We start from the raw sequence: 18669 nt of genomic DNA, 5'->3' as shown, positions 1-18669 counted from the left end.
ATTTGAATCTCTTTTACGGGAAACGGGTGCCGCCCTTCCATATGGAGGGTGAAGCCGTTTCTTTTTTCGGGGACCCCGCAAAGTACTTGAGCAGGCTTCGAAGCCAAGTCCTCACTTTGCGGGGTTGTCTTTTGTAATGGAGATTCGTTATTGAAAGAGGAGGAGCTTTTGGTGCAGCACAAATGGCAGCATTGGAACATAAATTCCCGGAAGTGGCTATGGATCATCGTGGTGATTGGCCTGATTGCGGCATTTCCGGTCGTCTACGACCGTCTGCAGACAGAGAAATCATCCAAGACGGTGGAGATCGTGTTCGACTACCGGGATCTCGTGGACGCCGCGAGCTACCGGTCCAACCCGCAGAACTACTTATCCGAGCAATTGGATCGGCTTAAAGAAGCTGGCGTACAGAGCATGGCTGTATATGAGAGTACGCTCGGGGATTACCGTAAAGCCCGGCGCGTTATGTTCTGGGGCGCGCAGGATATCGCCAACTTAACGGACAGCATCATACCGGAGAACGAAAATTATACGTATGTGCTTTTTACCAGCAAAGCTAACAGCGATGAGCTCAAGCCCACAATCCAGAATACGTTTGGAAGTCTTGGAATTGCGACGGAAGACTGGAGCTTTCGCGGACAGCAGGGTTTGATCATAAAGACTCCGCTGGAGGATGCGCTGCTGAAGCCAATGGCCCCGGACGAGGCTGCGCTTGCCAATTTGCATAACAAGGGATTTCAAATCGTCCCCCGTCTTGTGGATACACTTCCTTATAATGAAGAAGCGATGAAGCAGTTGATCGAACGGTTTGAAAGTCTTAATGTTAAGCGCATCCTGTTTGAGGGCGATTCGGTTAAAGGATTCAACGATAACGAGGATAAAAATAGTCTCAATTCCTTCGCCGAGCTGCTGAAACAGCATGGTATCGGCATAGCGACCATTGAGAATCTCAAACAGGAGCAAAAAGGGTTCAACAAGCTCGCCTATATGCTTGATTACAATGTGGTCCGGCTGTATTCGCTGAGCGAGAACGACTCAACGCTGAAGCCCGATGTTATTGCCGACCGCTTCGCACTTGCCACCAAGGACCGCAATATACGCATGCTCTATCTGAATACCGCACCGACGAGAAATACGGACAAGGCGCAGATCGACGATTCTTTGGAGAATTTGATTACCAGCTTAAGCCAGCCGGGCGGAGCAGTGGAGAAGATCGAGAACAATGGCTTTACGTTAGGTCAGGCTACCGCTTTTGATGTAGTTGATTCGCCATTCCAACGTTATTTCAAGCTGGTCGCTGTTATTGGAGCCGTGGCAATGGTTGCGCTGATGATTTCCTACTTCATTCCATGGCTGACGCTGCTCGTCTGGGCGCTTGGTCTGGTTGGAAGCGCGGGAATGCTGCTGGTGAAGCCCACGCTATTTGAGCAGGCGCTCGCGTTAGCGGTAGCCATCAGCGCACCTACAGTTGCGACGGTTCTCGCTGTCCGTAAAATCAATAAGTGGGGTCCGCCGCTGACAAATGCCGGTAAAGGCAAAGCTGCCGCTCGGGGAAGCCTTTCAGGGTCCGCTTTCGCACCTATGAACCCGCAGCGCCGCCTGCTCCAAAGTCTTGTTCTGTACGTAAGGACGGCTGTTATCTCGCTCTGCGCGGTGCCATTCGTTATCGCGCTGCTGAATAATATTACTTACAGTCTGGTACTGAACCAGTTCCGGGGCGTCAGTCTGCTACATATTGCGCCGATCGGGTTGGTGGCCATTTATGTGCTTCTATACCGTGGTGATTTTGCTCTAAATAAAACGGGTAAACTTCTAAGAACACCGGTCACGCTGGCGATGGTTATTGCGGCTGCGGTGCTTGGCGTGGTCGGGCTGTACTATCTAAGCCGCACCGGCAACAGCGGCACCGCAAGCTCTTATGAACTGGCATTCCGTAACTTCATGGAAAGTGCCTTCGGCGTTCGTCCGCGCAGCAAGGAATTTATGCTCGCTCATCCATTGTTTATTCTTGGTGCCTTCCTGGCTCTTAAGTACCGGAATGCTGCCTATCTCATGATTGTCGCCGTTATCGGCCAATTATCAATGGTGGATACGTTCGCCCATATTCACTCGCCTGTTCTAATTTCGCTTGTTCGTGGTCTACTGGGACTTGGGCTTGGGCTCATCCTGGGTGTCATTGCGGTAATTGTGTGGCAAATTGCGGAAGGATGTTGGAAACGATGGTCGCCCCTGCTCAAAAAATAGTGTTGTCCGGTTACTACGGCTTCCGCAACAGCGGTGATGAAGCGGTGCTTCAATCCATTCTTAATGCTCTAAAGCGCCAGTCCGAGCTTTTGGGCATTTCCATTGAACCGGTAGTGTTGTCTATCGATCCGGAATGGACCACCGCCACCTACGGCGTCGAATCCGTGCACCGTATGAAGCTGGCCGATGTCCGACGTGCCATAGGAGAGAGCGCAGGGCTAATCAGCGGCGGAGGGAGCCTGCTGCAGGATGTAACCAGCGGCAAATCCATTCCCTATTATCTCGGCATTATCAAGCTTGCCCAATGGATGGGTAAGCCGACATTCGTATATGCGCAAGGAATCGGACCAGTGCAGCGGAAATGGTTCCATCCTATGATCAAATCGGTATTCCGCAAATGCGCCTACGTATCCGTGCGTGACGAACAATCCAGGCAGTTGCTTATGACTATGGGGCTTCGTCAATCTGAAGTACATGTCGTTCCCGACCCTGTGATGGGCCTGACCTTGCCTGAGGAAAGTGATGCCGGCAGCAATTTAGTGGGACAACCTGCTGAGACGCACGGAGCTGAACCCGTATCTGTCACTAATTCAAGCTCTGTAAGCCCGGATCTTCCGGTCGTCGGAATTTCCGTTCGCTATTGGGAGAAGGACCGCCGAGAGCTGGATGCCATCGTGGAAGGTTTGCGGCAGGTCTGTCGTACCCTTCCGGTCCATCTAAGGTTTCTGCCGTTCCATCTTCCCTCCGACACGGAAGCGTCGCAGTATTGTATGGACAAGCTTGGGGGGGACATCGCTGCTACCGGGAGTGTTGTTAGCTTTTGCGAAGACGCCGACCATCCGCAGAAGATGCTGAGGGAAGTTGGAGCATGCGACGTACTGCTCGGAATGCGGCTGCATAGTCTTATTTACGCTGCAGGACGCCGCGTACCGCTGATCGGGATATCGTATGATCCTAAGATTGACCACTTTTTAGGCCGTATCAACTGCCTTCCCGTCGGCACAACGGCTTCCTTGGACAGTACAGCACTTGGAAAGGAAATAATCCGGCTCTTAAAGGGTAGGGAGGTTTGGCGGCGGGAAAAGGAAAGGCTGATTGACTCATTAATCTTCGAAGCGGAAGCTCCCGCTCGGCAAATTGTTGAATATTTACGGCATAAAGGGTGATCTATAGTGAAAGACGCAGGCGCTTTGCCTACGGTGACCATTTTCGGTATACCGGTGTCCAAAATGGATATGAAGGAAACCGTCTCCTATTTAATTGAAGCCATTCGTTCCAGGACGCCGCATCAGGTGATAACAGCGAATCCGATTATGGTTATGACCGCTTTGGAAAATCCGGCCTATTTGGATATTATGACCTCCGCAGAGCTTGTTGTTCCTGACGGGACAGGAGTGGTGTGGGCGGCCAAGCGCGGCGGAAATCCCGTCAAGGAGCGGGTAGCCGGGTTCGATTTGTTACATGAATTGATGAGAGTTGGAGAAAGCTATCACTGGAGAGTGTATCTGCTTGGCTCAACCCCTGAAGTGATTCAGGAAACGGCCAGCCGGCTGCAAGGGCAATATCCGGGAATTATTATCGCCGGAATTCGTGACGGATTTTTCGGTCCGGCGGAGGATGAAGAGGTCATTACCGGGATTTTGGAAACGGAGCCAGACCTTTTATTTGTTGCTCGAGGCGCGGATACCCAGGAGCCTTGGATTGCGAAGCATAAATCACGTTTGGCAATTCCGGTCATGATGGGGGTTGGCGGAAGCTTTGACGTCATTTCCGGCAAAACGAAGCGCGCGCCACTAGCATTCCAAAAACTCCGTTTGGAGTGGTTTTACCGTCTTCTCAAAGAACCGACGAGGTACAAAAGAATGCTTGCGCTCCCGAAATTCGCAGTAAAAGTAATGCGGGAAAGAGATAGAGTAACAAACAACGGATAAAACGCGGTTTTTCCCCGAATTTATATCAAAAATCGCCTGAAAACGGAATTGGAATTTGTTTTTGGAACAGAGTATAATTCAATGCGGTAGAGAAATGGGGGTTGACTGAACCAATGTTAATTATATACATCGCCGGATTTATCGTTTGCATGGGACTTGCACTATGCTTGACGCCTCTTGTCAAGAAGTTCGCTGTTGCCATAGGAGCGACGGATGTGCCGAATGCCCGCAAAGTGCACACGAGAATTATGCCGCGCCTTGGAGGTCTGGGCATCTTTCTGGCGTTTGTGTTAGGACTGCTTGCCATATCGCCGTTTGTTCCTTACGATTTTTCCGCAAGGGATGTTAATTTCATTAAGGCGCTGCTTAGCGGAGGCGGACTTATTGTGCTTCTCGGCAGCCTTGACGACAAATTTGAGCTATCGGCAAAAATAAAGCTGCTTGGTCAAATTGCCGCCGCCTGTATCGTAGTATTTGGCTTTAATATTACCGTGGACTTTGTGAATATTCCTTTTAACAATACTTATTCTTCGCTGGAGAGCTGGATCGCCGTTCCGCTTACGATTTTCTGGATTGTCGGCGTAACGAATGCTGTTAATTTGATCGATGGATTGGACGGGCTGGCCGCCGGCGTCTCGGGTATTGCTATAGCTACGATTGCAACGATGGCCTTTTTGATGGGGAATGTAATGGTTGCCATGCTCTGCTTGCTGCTTCTCGGCAGCATTGTGGGATTCCTCTTTTTCAACTTTCATCCGGCTAAAATCTTTATGGGTGATGCGGGCTCGCTGTTCCTTGGATTCTGTCTGGCGCTGCTGGCGCTGCTCGGGTTTAAGCAGATTGCGGTCGTTTCCTTTATTACTCCGCTGCTTATTATCGGTGTGCCGCTTTCGGACACATTCTTCGCAATCGTGCGCCGCAAGCTGCAGAAGAAACCGATCTTTGCTCCGGACAAGGGACATCTCCATCATTGTCTCCGCGAGCTTGGATTCAGCCATCGGCAGACGGTGCTTATCATTTACGGAATTGCCGCCTTTTTCGGTATTTTGGCCGTCATTCAATCTTCATCCGCTCTATATGAAGCGAACTGGGTTACTTTCGTAGTCATTTGTGTCATGCTCTTCGTTCTGCAGATCGGCGCCGAGGTTATCGGCTTGGTTGGACAAACCAAAAAGCCGCTGCTGAGCTTCCTTTCCAGAGTGTTCATGAAAGTGAGCACGGAAAAGGGGTCGAAATCCTGATTTTTGGAGTGCAGCATGGTTTTTGATCTTAATATAATGATAAACCTCATTCATTGGAATGAGGTTTTTTTGTTTTTACTAAATATTTGCTAATTATTAGATTGAGAATCGCCGATAAAAAGGAAGAGGGTGGACTAGGCCGGAAGTTTCACTTCCTGGATCAAAAATCAAAATAGTAGTGGGAGGTTTCTTACGTGAAGAACAGAATCAGGTCGATGGGCAATTTCATTTTAGCGGTTGTAATCTTGCTGTCGACTCTTTCGGCAGCAGGAGCGGCGTATGCCGCGACAGGGCAATATTTTACCTTTACCAAATTCAGTACAAGCAAAGACTTTCCAACCAATGTGAACACAAGTACGGTTGATGTCGAGGGTACATTTAATGGTGTATCGCCGGACAGTATCTATTATAAGGTGGACAGTATTGTAAATGGGACGGAAGTTCCCGGCGCGAGCGGCGCAGACGTGAAGCCGAATATCACAAATGAAAAATTCTTCACATTTCCGAACGTCAAGCTGAGCCAAGGACTTAACCGCATTACGGTTTACGGTGTAACTTCGGACGGCAGTCTTGCCAGCGGCGAGGCCTATGTCAATTTCTCCAACGTACCCGCGATTTATAATATTGCACTGCCGGACGGCAAGCAGCTTGGCGAGGGCACTCCAACGTTGGTCAACACTCCAGGATTGACACTTACACTTGAAGCGCCGAACGCTTCCGAGGTGATGATTAACTCCTCCAAAATGTACAACGGCGGCAGCACTACTTTTGTTATTGCCGATTATCCGCTCTCGGTGGGATATAACAAGCTGACCTTTGTGGCTACGACAGATGGCGGCACACGCACCTATTCCGTTTCACGCGAAGTTATCTACGCTCCGGTAGGATCGGGTACGCCGCATAATACGAAAATTGGTACTACGGCGGTGGATACCGGCAATGTTGTTACGGAAGCCAGCGGAAATCTTAGCGGTTCCATCACATTTAAAGTGCCTGACACCTCTGGTGTTCCGAATCTTTCGGCACTGACTTTTACCGTTCGTAATACAACCAACAGCAGCGATGTGTTCTCGGGAACCGCGACTGTATCATCGACTCCATCGTCATCAGGAAGTTTTATTACCTTTAATTATACCTCTGATGCGGCTGTCCCGACTCTTTCAGCCAATGGCGCATACACCATTGTTTTTAACGGCAGCTATGACGGCAAAAGCATTACACCGGTCAAGTTTGATTTCCGAAACTCCGCAACAGCGTATATTACGGATGTACAGCAGATTTACAGTCCTAGTGTAACGGGAACTGCACCTGACACCATTGTGTCTTATATGTCTTCCGGAGCGTTTAGCGATAATTCCAGTTTGTTTCAGCTACCGCTGTGGCTGCTTGTTAAGACCAGCAAGGCCGACTCGGATACAAGAAATAAGCTTTCAATTACGACTTATCAGAATGGAAGCCCGGTTACCAGCTCTGCGTTTAGCCCGATTTCCCATAGAACCACTGACGAATACAGAGTATATCAAATCAACAGTCTGCCTACCGGAGAACAGACGCTTCATATTGATTTAAAGGACGGCAGCGGCAATATCGTCGATTCTAAAATTTTTACGGTTAATTATATATCCGCTCCGTACATCGAGTTAACGAATCTTTATAATAATCAGGTGTTTAAGAACGCTGAAGACTTCACAGCCGTAACAGGGAAACTGGTTAATTTTCCAACAGATGATTTGGATTCAGCTAAGATTACGATTAACGGGTCGACCAGCGCACTGCCCATGAACGTTTCTGATAACCAATTTAGCTTCAGTACATCCGGCAACCAACTCGTTTCCGGGCCTAACAAAATCACTATCACCGGTATGGCTAATGGGGTGCCGGTATCCACAAGCGTAACCGTGTATCTGTTCCCGGATAATTTGCCGTCTCTGGCGGGACTTATTCCGCTTCCACTTAACCAGACGACCGATCCGGATCAGTTGTTTATAAAGACTGCTAATCTGCAATATACGACCAATCAGACGAGCGCTGATATTCAGTTTGTGGCCAGCAATGCTGAGCAGATCGTCATCATGGTAGACGGTACGCAGAAAGTTGTAGCGAGTAGGAGCGGTTCAACATGGACTTATGCTCCTTCAACTGTAAACTTGTCAGTACCTGCAGGCGAGAACGGAACATTTACACTGCGGGGGCAGAGTCTTCCGACAACCGGTCTGCGAACCATTACAGTAACCGCGCGTCTGCAGACTTCGACGGTATCTCAGACGCTGCAAATTACGCGTGAAGTACCGCCATACACCATTTTGTCGCCCAAGCTCCCGAATGAAAGTGTGATTAAGCAGAATTTCCTTGATGTCAGCATTCAAGCCGAAGGTGCAGACAGTATTGTTATTGGCAAGACGGCGTTGGTCAAAGGCGAGCATGATATTTTCCGTACAGAATTAAGGGGCTTGAAGAAGGGTTTAAATACTATTAAGTTTACAGTTACTACAGGCAATCAAAAAACGAACGGCTCGATTAGTGTTACTTATTCGGATGAAGTTCTTCAAGGAGCGCAGCTCAAAACAACTCTGAATACATCGGGCAAACTGAGCGCATTCCAGAATGCTGTAACGCTCAACTTCCCGAAAGGTACGCTGCTGCGGGATGCGACACCGGCGCCGGGGACAACCAATACCCGTCAAATCAATCTCTTTAATCAACAATATATTTTGTTGGGTATTGCTGATAAGCAGGATGGACGAACCGTCAAGCAGTATAACCCTGTTGGAGAAACCGATAGCAGCGGGAATGTTCTGGATGGCAAGCTGAAAGAAGTCAGCGCCAACTCGTTGGCGACCACTTATTTGACTCCCAAGCTGCATTACGGTTTTGCGTCCAATCTATACTGGATCGATCCGGGTTATTTTGTGAACAACACTTCTATTAATGATTATGATACCGTGGTTTCCTCGCATCCGTACAAGACCGGGAATGAATTTTATCTCGGTCACATGGGGAAATGGCTTGAGCCGACTCAACAGGGAACCATTACATTGAAATACGATTCAAATTTGGCCAACGCTGCTACGTCTAATATTTCCGTCTGGAAAAACGTTGACGGCACCTGGTATAACATGGGCGGCAAGATTAATACCAGCAGCAAGACAATTACTGCGCCATTTGATGGTTTCGGCTACTATGCAGTCTTGAGTCTCCGCTACAGCTACGATGATATTGTCTCGCATCCGTACGCGCGTACTGAACTTGAGACTATGATGGCTAAAGGGATCATGAATGCAAAGGATTCCAGTGAGTTCGGTGTTTATGAAAATATCACCCGTGGAGAATTTGCGACAATGCTGGTCAAAATAATGGGTATTCAGTTGGATTACGAGCCCGATAAATTAACTTTCTCTGATGTAATCAAATACAGCGACTATCATTGGGATTACCGCTATATTGAAACAGCTGTCCGCAAAGGAATTATCAAGGGCACGGCACCGAGACTCTTCTCGCCTAATGCTACGCTATCCCGAGAGGATGCGGCAGTAATGATCGCAAGAGTCATGAATCTCAAGCTGGGTACCATAGATAAGGATCGCGCGGCCTTGCAGAAACTATTCACGGACACGGGTTCTATTGAATCTTCTTATTCCATTCCGTCCATTCTGGCGGTGAATAAGGCGGGTGTTATTTCTGGCATTTCCAATAAACTGGTAACCGGTCAGAAGAAGGTGACTTACCGCTTTGACCCGCAGGCGTATTTCACACGCGCAGACGCGGCGGTAATGGCACAGCGCATGATGGTTAAAATGAAAAAATTATAAGCTGCGACTATCCGGCTGTATTCAGAGTGAAAGAAGAAGCCCCCGTTCCCCGATTTGGGAAGGGGGCTTCTGTTATTTAATTTCCAATTACAATTCTTTGAAATATGGCGTACTTTACGATACAATGACGTAAGAAGATGCAAGAACACACTCAAGCAAGAAGGAGAACGCTAGATGAAACCGATTTTATCAAAAGCTCAGCTCGATTACATGAAAGCTAAGAACAAGTTTGAGAATACAGCAAAAGTAATGGAAAAGGAAATCGCGGCGAAACGCGCCTTGCAGGAAATCACTCAAGAGGTCATGGAAGAGCTCGTTCAGGCAACCGGATTTCATGATGCATACAATGACCTGGTTATTGCGGAAAACGCGCTGATCGATTGGTCCCACTCTACAATTAAGCACGAAAAAACTTATCGGGAGAATCGCGAAGCGATTGACGCCCTGTATAATAACGTGAATTCCAGCCCGGAGAAACGGCAGGAGATTATCCAGCTTTCCATGAAGATCAGATAACTTTGGTGAAGACTAGGGTGCCGGCTTCGGCGCTCTTTTTATTATTATAAGCACTTAGAAGCTGAATCGGACTGAGCTTACTTAGCGTTTGATATATAAAAAAAGATTGCTTCATGACCGCGAAACAGAGCTCGTGATATATTGATTTCCGTATCCATCCAGTTTAACGAACGATTCAAATACATACAGACAATTCATCTATTGGCATGAGACGGAAATAAACTTTCTAAATTATTTTTAGGGGAACCGCAACTTTTACGCAACTCGCGCGTTAAAGATGTAGAGCCATTGAACAGTGGTTATTTGATTGGCTGCAAAGCAAGCTAGACCAATTGGAAAAATTAGCTTTACGTGACTTTAGGCACATTGTATAATACTAAGGTAGAATTAGGAATCTAGTGTTATTACACGCCTAGAATTTATTTACCAGTTTCTGTGATACCCGTCACAGACATCATTTATACTTAACTTGCTCAACTCGGGAAAGGGGGTGCATCGGCTAATGAGTGACATGAGCTACCCAACTAAACAAGATTCTCAGTTCATGAATGTTCAAGGAGGAGAAAAAAAGGTTATGAAGAAAATTTTGTCCGTAGCACTATCTACAGCAATGGCATTCTCGATGTTTGCCTCTGTAGCATTTGGTGAAACAGCAACAACCCCGCAACAAAAATTCGACGCTCTGGCAGCTAAAGGCATCCTGAACGGATACCCGGACGGCCAAGCTCATCTGGAAAGAGATCTGACTCGCGCTGAGTTCGCGAAGATCGTAACTAAACTGTTCAACCTGACTGAAGTAACTAACAAACTGTCTTACAAAGACAAAGGTTACAACGCGAAGAACTGGGCAGTTCCTTACATCGAAGCTGTTACTGCAGCTAACCTGATGCAAGGTAAAGATACTGTAAAAGGTATCTTCGACTACAAAGGTAAAGTAACAGTTGAAGAAGTGGCAACAGTACTGTTCCGCGCTCTGAAACTGGAAGCTCCTACTACTACCGACAACAACGCATCCGCATGGGCTAAAGGTTACGCACAAGCCTTAATCAACAAGGGCTTGATCACTGCAAGCACCAACTTCAAAGGAACCGCAACTCGTTCTCTGGTAGTTGAAACAGCTTATGCAGTAAGCACTCTGTCCACTGTGCCTGTAGTAGCTTCTGCAGAAGCTCTGAGCCCAACCAGCGTTCTGGTAACTTTCTCTGACAAAGCTACAACTACAGTTACTTTGACAACACCTCTGGTTGCAGGCGTTGAAACAACAATCAGCTTCAAATACAACGACCATGACTACACAGCTAAAGTAACGCTGGCTGCTCCGCAAGTAGTTTCCGTAACTGCTCCGAACAGCAAGCAAGTCGTTGTGAAGTTCAACCGCGCAGTTGATTCCAACACTGTTTCTGAAACAGTATACGGCAATACAACTCTGGTTGACGGCGTAATTAGCCTGACTAAACTGGGTGACGCACCTGCCGTTACTCCGAACATCGCTAATGTAGTTATTGGAGCTGATGGTACGGATGCTACTATTACTCTTGCTGGAACTGAATATCTTAAAGGTCAATACGCATTTACTTTGACTGATGCTATTAAGACTACTGCTGGTGAGAAAATCCCGGCCTATACAAAACTGCTGGATGTTAACGATACAGTGGCTCCAACTATTGTTTCGGTAACTGCAACAGCTAAAGCAACAACTAATAAAGTTTACGTTAAACTGAGCGAGCCTGTTAAAGCAACTGGCGTAATCGCCTATGTTAACGGTTCTGCCGTAACTGTAGCGGCCGGCGATTCACTGGATGAGTTGGTACTGACTACTGGTACACTGGAATCCGGTAAAACTTATGATGTATCCCTGCTGAACATTGCTGATTTTGCAGGCAACTACATCTCGCCTAACCCAACTAAAACAACTGTAACAGTAGTATCTGACACAGTTGCTCCTTCGGTATCGAGCATCACAGTTACCGGCGAGAACAAAGTTAAAGTTGTATTCAGCAAAAACATGGATCAACTTTCCCTGAATGGCAGCATTCGTCTGCTGGACGCTAACGGCGAAAGCAAAGGTGCATTCGTAGTTTCCAAAACTGATGCTAAAACTTACACACTGACCGCTCCTGCGTTCACGTTCTCCAGCAATGGTACTTTCAACGGTACTATCGTATTTGGAACGAGTGTTCGCGACTACCTGGGCAATACGCTTGCAAGTGCTTATTCCCAAGCGATTAGCTTCAGTAAAGATTCGGCTGCTCCTACAGTAGTAAGTGCTACTTACGGAAGCACAGGTTTGGTAGTTAAGTTCTCCGAAGACGTAACGGTTACAGGAACTGGAATTACCCTGATTAATGATGCTAACGGCTATCCTAATCCGTTCACTGTCTCCGCTAGCACTTACTCTGTTGATGGCGCTACGGTTACATTTAAGAATGTAACAGGTCTGGCTAACGGATCTTATACGCTTCGTCTGCCAGCTGGTCTGGTTAAAGATACAGCAGCGGCTAAGAATGCAAACGCAGCAGTTGTCCTTCCTGTAACAATTTCGACAACGACTTCTGCCGATACTGAGAAACCTAGCGTTAACAACATTAGCAACGCCGTAACAGTTGGTGCTGACCAACGCGTAACGTTCGATGTTTACGATGCAACGGGTCTTAACCTTGTAACGGTTCGTGATGTTAACAACTATACTCTTGCTGGCAAAGCACTGCCTGCTGGTTCTTACATCACAACTAGCTACAATGGATCAAGCAATCCGACAAGTGTAACAGCTTCGTTGTTCATTCCTTCTGCCGCTGTGACCTCTTCCGATGCTCAGGAATTGGTAATCAACGGAATTAAAGATGCTGCTGGCAACACCATTGTTCCGGTAGTGAAATCCGTTACTGGATTCGTAGATAAAGTGGCTCCTACGCTGTCCTCTGCCGCTGTATCTTCCGACATCTCTTCCAGATTGATCCTGACCTTCTCCGAGGCAGTTCAAGGAGTAGACGCTGGCGATCTGAAGGTTGTTGTTAACGGAGTAACTGTACCGGTATCTGGTGTACAACCGCTCACTGGTACTGCTCCAGCTACTAAGTGGGTACTGAATGTACCGGTTCAAGCTGGAACTTACAGCAACAATTCCGTCCTCTTTGTTGAGAATGGTAAAGAAGCAGGCATTCAAGCTGACGAAATCATCGCTTACACTGGCGATGCTGCCGGCAACCTGAACCTGGCTGCAAGCTACGTTTACACAATCACAGTAACTGTTAATGATGATGCTGTAATTACAGATGCTGCTGGTAACGTAATTACTACTGGAACTTCCGTTTCCGGTAAATAATTAGCTTCCTCACCGAAGCAAGAATAGCCTCTTCGGAGGCTATTCTTTTTTTATACCTGCATTGGAAGGAGGAACTCCATGAAGCCGCTATGGAAAATCTCATTTGCCGCTATACTGTTGGCAGGCGGTGTGTGGGCGGGCTCGATTGTGCGCAATACGGCACAGGGTGCTGATGTCGGGAATCAACCTGGAACCGCTGATGATCCTGTGGTAACCAAGAGTTATGTCGATCAGCAGATTCAAAAAGCGCTGCAAGGCGGTGCGATAGCGTCTTCGGTTGCTACCAAACTGCCAACTGCCACACCCTCGCCAGCTACCGCTAAGCCCACTGCGACAGCCACAGCTTCTCCGGCGACAGGGACAGGAGGCGGCAGCAATGAGAGTGTCATAGTCGATGTCAAACCGGGTCAGATGTTAATCGCAGCAGCCGGAGCTGAGTTTATTGTCAGAGCAGGCAAAGCAGTTATCTATTCTCTCGATTCGAACGGTGTAGCCGATCTGACAGACGGCCAAGATCTCGCGAACGGCCAACCGGCGCCAACGAATCACCTCTTGTCCTTTCCTAGAGAGGGACGGGGAATAACGGTGCAATCCGGACAGACCCTCGGTCTTGTTGTAATGGTTCGAGGAGGCTATACCTTGCAGTAATCCCTTGGCTGCCTTGGCTGATCCATTCAAACTTAGAATTGGCTTTTTTATTATCTTTTATACACGGTTATCTGCCCTTAATAGACTGCAGCAGAATATCTGCTTTAGGGATACACTTGAAAGAAAGGTCTCCTTTGCCAGAACCAACAAACATTACTGCGGCTGCAAGTAAGACGGACTGTGCACAATACTTCTGTAATCTTATACAAATATACAGGAGGTGCAGTTCATGGCTCGCAGCAATCGCACAGTTGTTCCGGAAAGCCGGGAAATGCTGAAGCAGATGAAGTTTGAAATTGCAGCCGAATTTGGTCTATACGGTCCAATGTACAGAGAAGGGGCGGATACGGAATTCGCTTCCGAGTTGGGGGTTCTGGGAGGAGCTCCTGCGGCATCCCGGACTCCATATCTCGGGCATCTTACTTCTCGGGATAATGGCTCTGTTGGCGGTGAAATTACGAAGCGGCTTGTTAAGCAGGCCGAGCAAGCCCTTTTCTCATAATATAGATCAGGCGCCGAAGATCGGGCATTGATTGACACTCACATGTAAATAAGTTAATATGACATTTGAGGAAAACCGACCTTTTCCATGTGGAAAAGGTTGATTTTTTTGCAGGGTTAAACCTTGAACTTATATGAATTTTTACTCAAGAAGAATAAAAATAAGGAATAACCAAGCAGTTTCTACCTATTAAATAGGAGGTTGAGTTCATGCCTGTTAAAGGACGTCATTTGTTTACATCAGAATCTGTAACGGAGGGACATCCGGACAAGATTTGCGATCAGATCTCGGATGCGGTTCTGGATGCGTTCCTCGCCAACGATCCCTATGCGCGCGTAGCTTGTGAGGTATCGGTAGCTACCGGCCTTGTCCTCGTAATTGGAGAAATTAGCACAAAGTCCGAGTATGTGGATATTCCTTCCATTGTCCGCAGTACGGTTAAAGACATCGGATATGTACGAGCCAAATACGGCTTCGATTTCAATACTTGTGCTGTACTAACCTCGTTAAACGAACAATCCGCGGATATTGCTCAAGGTGTTAACGCAGCTCTTGAAGATCGCGATCCTGCTCAGGTTGCTGAAGAAACCGCAAATATTGGCGCGGGAGATCAAGGGTTAATGTTTGGCTTTGCAACCAATGAGACGCCTGAACTGATGCCGCTGCCCATTGCTTTGTCCCACCGCATTGCCCGCCGTTTGGCTGAAGTGCGCAAAAACGGTACCTTGGATTATTTGAGACCGGATGGTAAAACCCAGGTTACGATCGAATACCAGGATGACAAGCCTGTACGGGTGGATACGATCGTTGTATCCACGCAGCATGCGGAGGAAATTACGCTGGAACAAATCCAGGCGGATATTAAGAAGCATGTGATTTTGCCGGTAGTGCCTGAAGGGCTGCTGGATAGTGAGACCAAGTATTTTATCAATCCTACCGGACGGTTTGTCATCGGCGGCCCGCAAGGGGATGCTGGGTTGACCGGACGGAAAATTATTGTGGATACGTATGGCGGATATGCCCGTCACGGCGGCGGCGCTTTTTCCGGTAAAGATCCGACGAAAGTTGACCGCTCAGCTGCCTATGCCGCGCGTTATGTGGCCAAAAATCTTGTAGCTGCCGGTCTGGCTGACAAATGTGAAATTCAACTGGCTTATGCGATTGGCGTAGCTAATCCGGTTTCCATTAATGTCGATACATACGGCACAGGCAAAATCGGTGAAGATCAGCTCGTGGAATTGGTGCGCGGTAATTTTGACCTGCGTCCTGCCGGAATTATTTCCATGCTGGACTTGCGCAGACCGATTTACAAGCAGACGGCTGCATACGGACACTTCGGACGTACGGATTTGGATTTGCCTTGGGAACGCGTCGACAAAGCACCTTTGCTTAGGGAGCAGGCTGGTTTGTAACTCAATAATCAGGCGATCAGCGCCTACGTATAGGAACAAAAAGGCCTTTTGTACAGACAAGTCTTATTGAACTGTCTCTGCAGAAGGCTCTTTTTACTTGCCGAAAACAACGAAGTTCAGAGATTTTCTATCAATTTCGTAACTTTTTCAGCAGAATCTAGTCTATTAAGAGTGTAGACTAAAAATGGGGTGCCTCCCCTAAGTAGACATCGCAGCCGTTTCCTCTCAGGCCAGGTTATGTAATGGGAATACAAGAGATGGGAGAGTTACTTGGAATGAATGGCAGTTGCTCATCGGATCAGGCAAGTATGGACAAGGAAAGAAATAATAAGGGACACGCAGCCCCCAAATGGATAGCGGCTTCACTTGCGGGTGTACTGTGGATTATGCCGGTGATCGGCGGCGAGCTCCCGCTGTTTGAACAGGGGCATGCTTCGATTGCGGTGGCCGCTTCTTCTTTTACGGCTACTAAAGTGAGTGAAGAAATTATTACCTCGGGTGCCACAAAGCTGAAATATAAATACACCGTGACGCGCTCCGGCAGCAAGGCAGTTGGTCTGGCAGATGTCATTCGCGTGGATCTGAACAATCCATATGTCTCCATTGATGTAATGACAGGTAAGAACGGAAAGCTGACCACGCGCCAGAGTACAGGTGGAATGGCCAGAGAGACAGGCGCAGTGGCGGCAGTAAATGGAGATTATTTCAATACCGGCGGCGAAGGAGCTCCGATTGGAGGTGAAGTGTCCGGAGGAACGCTGGTATCAACACCATCGCAGCTGAACGGCCTTTATGCCTTTGCCCTAACGACAGAGAATAAGCCGGTAATCGATGATTTTGCGTTCACGGGAACGATAACAGCAGCAGATGGGACACAGTTCGCCTTATCCGGGATTAACAAGGGAGCTTATAGCCCAGAGGGCGGAACATCCACTTACAGCCATGCCAACGCAGCATACATTTATACGGATGCCTGGACGGCGCAGGATCGCCCGAAGAACAGCTCGACTACACCAACGGAGGTGCTTGTTGAGAACGGAATCATCACGCAGATCTCCATGAATTCCGCTTTGAAGGTGGCTGTGCCGGCGGGGGCATATATTTTGCGGACACACGGGACAGCGGCAAAGTTCGTGGCCGATCATTTGGCAATTGGCCAGCCGTTGACGGCGGCGTATTCGCTGCAATCAAAAGTGACAGGAGAGACCATTGACCCGGCCAGCCTCAAAATGATGATCGGGGGGCATACGATACTGGTCGATAAAGGCAAAGCGACGGCATTTTCCCGTTCAGTCAGCAGTATCGGCGGATATCGCGCACGAACAGCGCTGGGATACTCCGAGGATGGACGTTACGTGTACATCATCGCGGCAGAGAAGAATGATGACAGCTCAGGCATGTCCCTGTCAGAGCTGCAATCGTTTATGACAAGCATCGGTGTATATAAAGGGCTGAACCTTGACGGCGGCGGCTCGACGACGATGGTTGACCGTCCGCTGGCTGAGACGCAGACTACACTTACATTCGATACCGAATACGGCACGGAGCAGCGCAGCATTGTGAACGGTCTAGGCGTCTATACGAACGCGCCGCAGGGCGAATTAAAGGGGATCAAAATCAGCGGCAGCAGCGTCCTGCTGATCGGGCAGACAGCGGCCTATACGTTGAAAGGCTACGACACGTATTATAACCCGGTCGACGTTGCTTCAGGCAATCCTTCTTGGAAGTCAAGCAGCGGCAGCGTGAGCGTTAACGGTGGCGAAGCGACGGCGGTGAAGCCGGGAACAGCGACTCTGACAGCGGGAAGCGGGTCGGTTAACGCCTCTACGACGGTTACTGTGCTGGGAAGTGGCGACCTGTCCAGTCTGAAGCCGGGAACAGCAAGCGCTCCGCTCAAGGAGGGAACCGTAATATCGGTGCCAGTAACCGCAGTCACGAACAGCGGCGCTTCGATCAGTGTGCCGAGCTCCGCGTTGAAATGGGAGTTTGTCGGCTTCCAGGGCAGCGTGCAAGATGGAAAGCTAACGGTGAATACGGTCAACCCGGGAGTTACGACCGGTTATGCTATCGCGCGCTACGACGGATTCAGCACGGTCATTGTGTTGACGGAGGCAGCGGCTGTCCCATGGGAGAATTTTGAAAATGTTACCTATCCAATTGCCTTTACGACAAATGCTTCGGGGGTTCAAGGATCGGCAACCATTACGGACGGCAGCGATAATCACGCGGGCTCGAAAGTGCTGTCGCTTGGTTATGACATGACAGCGGGTACAGGCAAGATGTATGCCTACGCCCAGCTTAACGGCACAACGGGCAAACAGGTTCCGGCAGCGGCAACCTCAATGACGCTCGATGTGATGGGGGATAAAAGCCTAAACTGGCTCCGGGCCGAATTTACGGACAATAGCGGAGCGACGGTTTATGTGGATCTGGCTAAAACCATCGACTGGACCGGATGGAAGACATTGAACATTGATCTTTCGGGCTCAAATATGAAATTCCCGGCAACACTAAAACGGCTGTATGTCGTTAATGTCGAGGAAGGGCAGGATGAGCGGGCCAAAACCGGAACCGTGGCATTCGACAACATGTCCTTCACGATGCCTTCGCTATCCAGTGAGGCGGGATTGCCGCCCCGAACGGCGGTCATGGTGATCGGACAAAAGACATTAACGGTAAACGGAACGATGAAGGCCATTGACTCGGCGCCGCTGGTTAAGGATGGGACGACTTATGTGCCGATCCGTTATGTGCTGGATGCTTTTGGCGGCAGCGCGTCCTGGGATCCGTCAACCCGTAAGATCATGGTGCTTCGAGGCTCCAAAGCGCTTGACCTTACAGTCAATAAAAAGGAGTTTATCCTAAACGGAAAACGGCAAAGCGCCGAAGTAGCGCCTATACTCCTACAAGGAAGGACTTTAGTCCCTCTTCGTTTAGTTTCAGAGCAGCTTGGATTAACCGTAAAATGGGAACAGAAAACGAAGACCGTTATAATCGAATCATGATATGTTAATATAAAGGCTCGGCCTTTATATGATTCGACA

At 48.5% G+C, this 18669-nt stretch carries 11 protein-coding genes; all 11 read left to right on the top strand.

The window, feature by feature from the left end; all coding sequences use genetic code 11:
• Positions 1-171 precede the first annotated feature (171 nt).
• The 11 genes from PDUR_RS24375 to PDUR_RS24325 all read left to right on the top strand — a co-directional run bounded on the left by PDUR_RS24375 (position 172) and on the right by PDUR_RS24325 (position 18630).
• On the top strand, positions 172-2244 hold the full coding sequence (locus tag PDUR_RS24375; protein WP_156130601.1) for a DUF5693 family protein: 2073 nt from the start codon (positions 172-174) through the stop codon (positions 2242-2244).
• On the top strand, positions 2220-3410 hold the full coding sequence (gene csaB, locus PDUR_RS24370; RefSeq protein WP_042208541.1) for a polysaccharide pyruvyl transferase CsaB: 1191 nt from the start codon (positions 2220-2222) through the stop codon (positions 3408-3410). Before PDUR_RS24375 ends, csaB begins: the two co-directional genes overlap by 25 nt.
• Before the next feature lie 63 nt (positions 3411-3473).
• Positions 3474-4175 carry a WecB/TagA/CpsF family glycosyltransferase gene (locus PDUR_RS24365; protein WP_081949955.1) on the top strand — a complete coding sequence of 234 codons (702 nt, stop codon included), beginning with the start codon at positions 3474-3476 and terminating at the stop codon, positions 4173-4175.
• A gap of 113 nt (positions 4176-4288) precedes the next feature.
• Positions 4289-5416, top strand: a complete 1128-nt coding sequence (locus PDUR_RS24360; RefSeq protein ID WP_042208539.1) for a glycosyltransferase family 4 protein — start codon at positions 4289-4291, stop codon at positions 5414-5416.
• A 194-nt stretch (positions 5417-5610) separates the two neighbouring features.
• Positions 5611-9225, top strand: a complete 3615-nt coding sequence (locus PDUR_RS24355; RefSeq protein WP_052410382.1) for an S-layer homology domain-containing protein — start codon at positions 5611-5613, stop codon at positions 9223-9225.
• A 174-nt stretch (positions 9226-9399) separates the two neighbouring features.
• Positions 9400-9741 (top strand): hypothetical protein, encoded by a 342-nt coding sequence (locus PDUR_RS24350; RefSeq protein WP_042208538.1) that lies wholly within the window; start codon positions 9400-9402, stop codon positions 9739-9741.
• 502 nt (positions 9742-10243) lie between these two features.
• Entirely contained in the window at positions 10244-13063 is a 2820-nt protein-coding gene (locus PDUR_RS24345; RefSeq protein WP_042208537.1) for an Ig-like domain-containing domain, read from the top strand.
• A 78-nt stretch (positions 13064-13141) separates the two neighbouring features.
• A complete protein-coding gene (locus tag PDUR_RS24340; protein ID WP_042208536.1) occupies positions 13142-13711 on the top strand; it encodes a hypothetical protein in 570 nt (189 codons plus the stop codon).
• Positions 13712-13940: 229 nt separating this feature from the next.
• Positions 13941-14213, top strand: a complete 273-nt coding sequence (locus PDUR_RS24335; RefSeq protein ID WP_042208535.1) for an alpha/beta-type small acid-soluble spore protein — start codon at positions 13941-13943, stop codon at positions 14211-14213.
• 209 nt (positions 14214-14422) lie between these two features.
• Positions 14423-15625, top strand: coding sequence for a methionine adenosyltransferase (gene metK, locus PDUR_RS24330; RefSeq protein WP_042208534.1), 1203 nt, complete (start codon positions 14423-14425; stop codon positions 15623-15625).
• A gap of 308 nt (positions 15626-15933) precedes the next feature.
• Positions 15934-18630 carry a stalk domain-containing protein gene (locus PDUR_RS24325; protein WP_042209678.1) on the top strand — a complete coding sequence of 899 codons (2697 nt, stop codon included), beginning with the start codon at positions 15934-15936 and terminating at the stop codon, positions 18628-18630.
• Positions 18631-18669 lie beyond the last annotated feature (39 nt).

The organism is Paenibacillus durus (genome assembly GCF_000756615.1).
Lineage (GTDB): Bacteria > Bacillota > Bacilli > Paenibacillales > Paenibacillaceae > Paenibacillus_AQ > Paenibacillus_AQ durus.
Note: the sequence above shows the minus strand (reverse complement) of the source record. Positions and strands in the feature narration are given on the sequence as shown.

Coding starts and splice junctions, on each gene's coding strand:
- PDUR_RS24365 (WP_081949955.1), top strand. CDS start 3,474: ATGGATATGAAGGAAACCGTCTCCTATTTAATTGAAGCCATTCGTTCC.
- metK (WP_042208534.1), top strand. CDS start 14,423: ATGCCTGTTAAAGGACGTCATTTGTTTACATCAGAATCTGTAACGGAG.
- PDUR_RS24350 (WP_042208538.1), top strand. CDS start 9,400: ATGAAACCGATTTTATCAAAAGCTCAGCTCGATTACATGAAAGCTAAG.
- PDUR_RS24340 (WP_042208536.1), top strand. CDS start 13,142: ATGAAGCCGCTATGGAAAATCTCATTTGCCGCTATACTGTTGGCAGGC.
- csaB (WP_042208541.1), top strand. CDS start 2,220: ATGGTCGCCCCTGCTCAAAAAATAGTGTTGTCCGGTTACTACGGCTTC.
- PDUR_RS24345 (WP_042208537.1), top strand. CDS start 10,244: ATGAGTGACATGAGCTACCCAACTAAACAAGATTCTCAGTTCATGAAT.
- PDUR_RS24360 (WP_042208539.1), top strand. CDS start 4,289: ATGTTAATTATATACATCGCCGGATTTATCGTTTGCATGGGACTTGCA.
- PDUR_RS24335 (WP_042208535.1), top strand. CDS start 13,941: ATGGCTCGCAGCAATCGCACAGTTGTTCCGGAAAGCCGGGAAATGCTG.
- PDUR_RS24325 (WP_042209678.1), top strand. CDS start 15,934: ATGGACAAGGAAAGAAATAATAAGGGACACGCAGCCCCCAAATGGATA.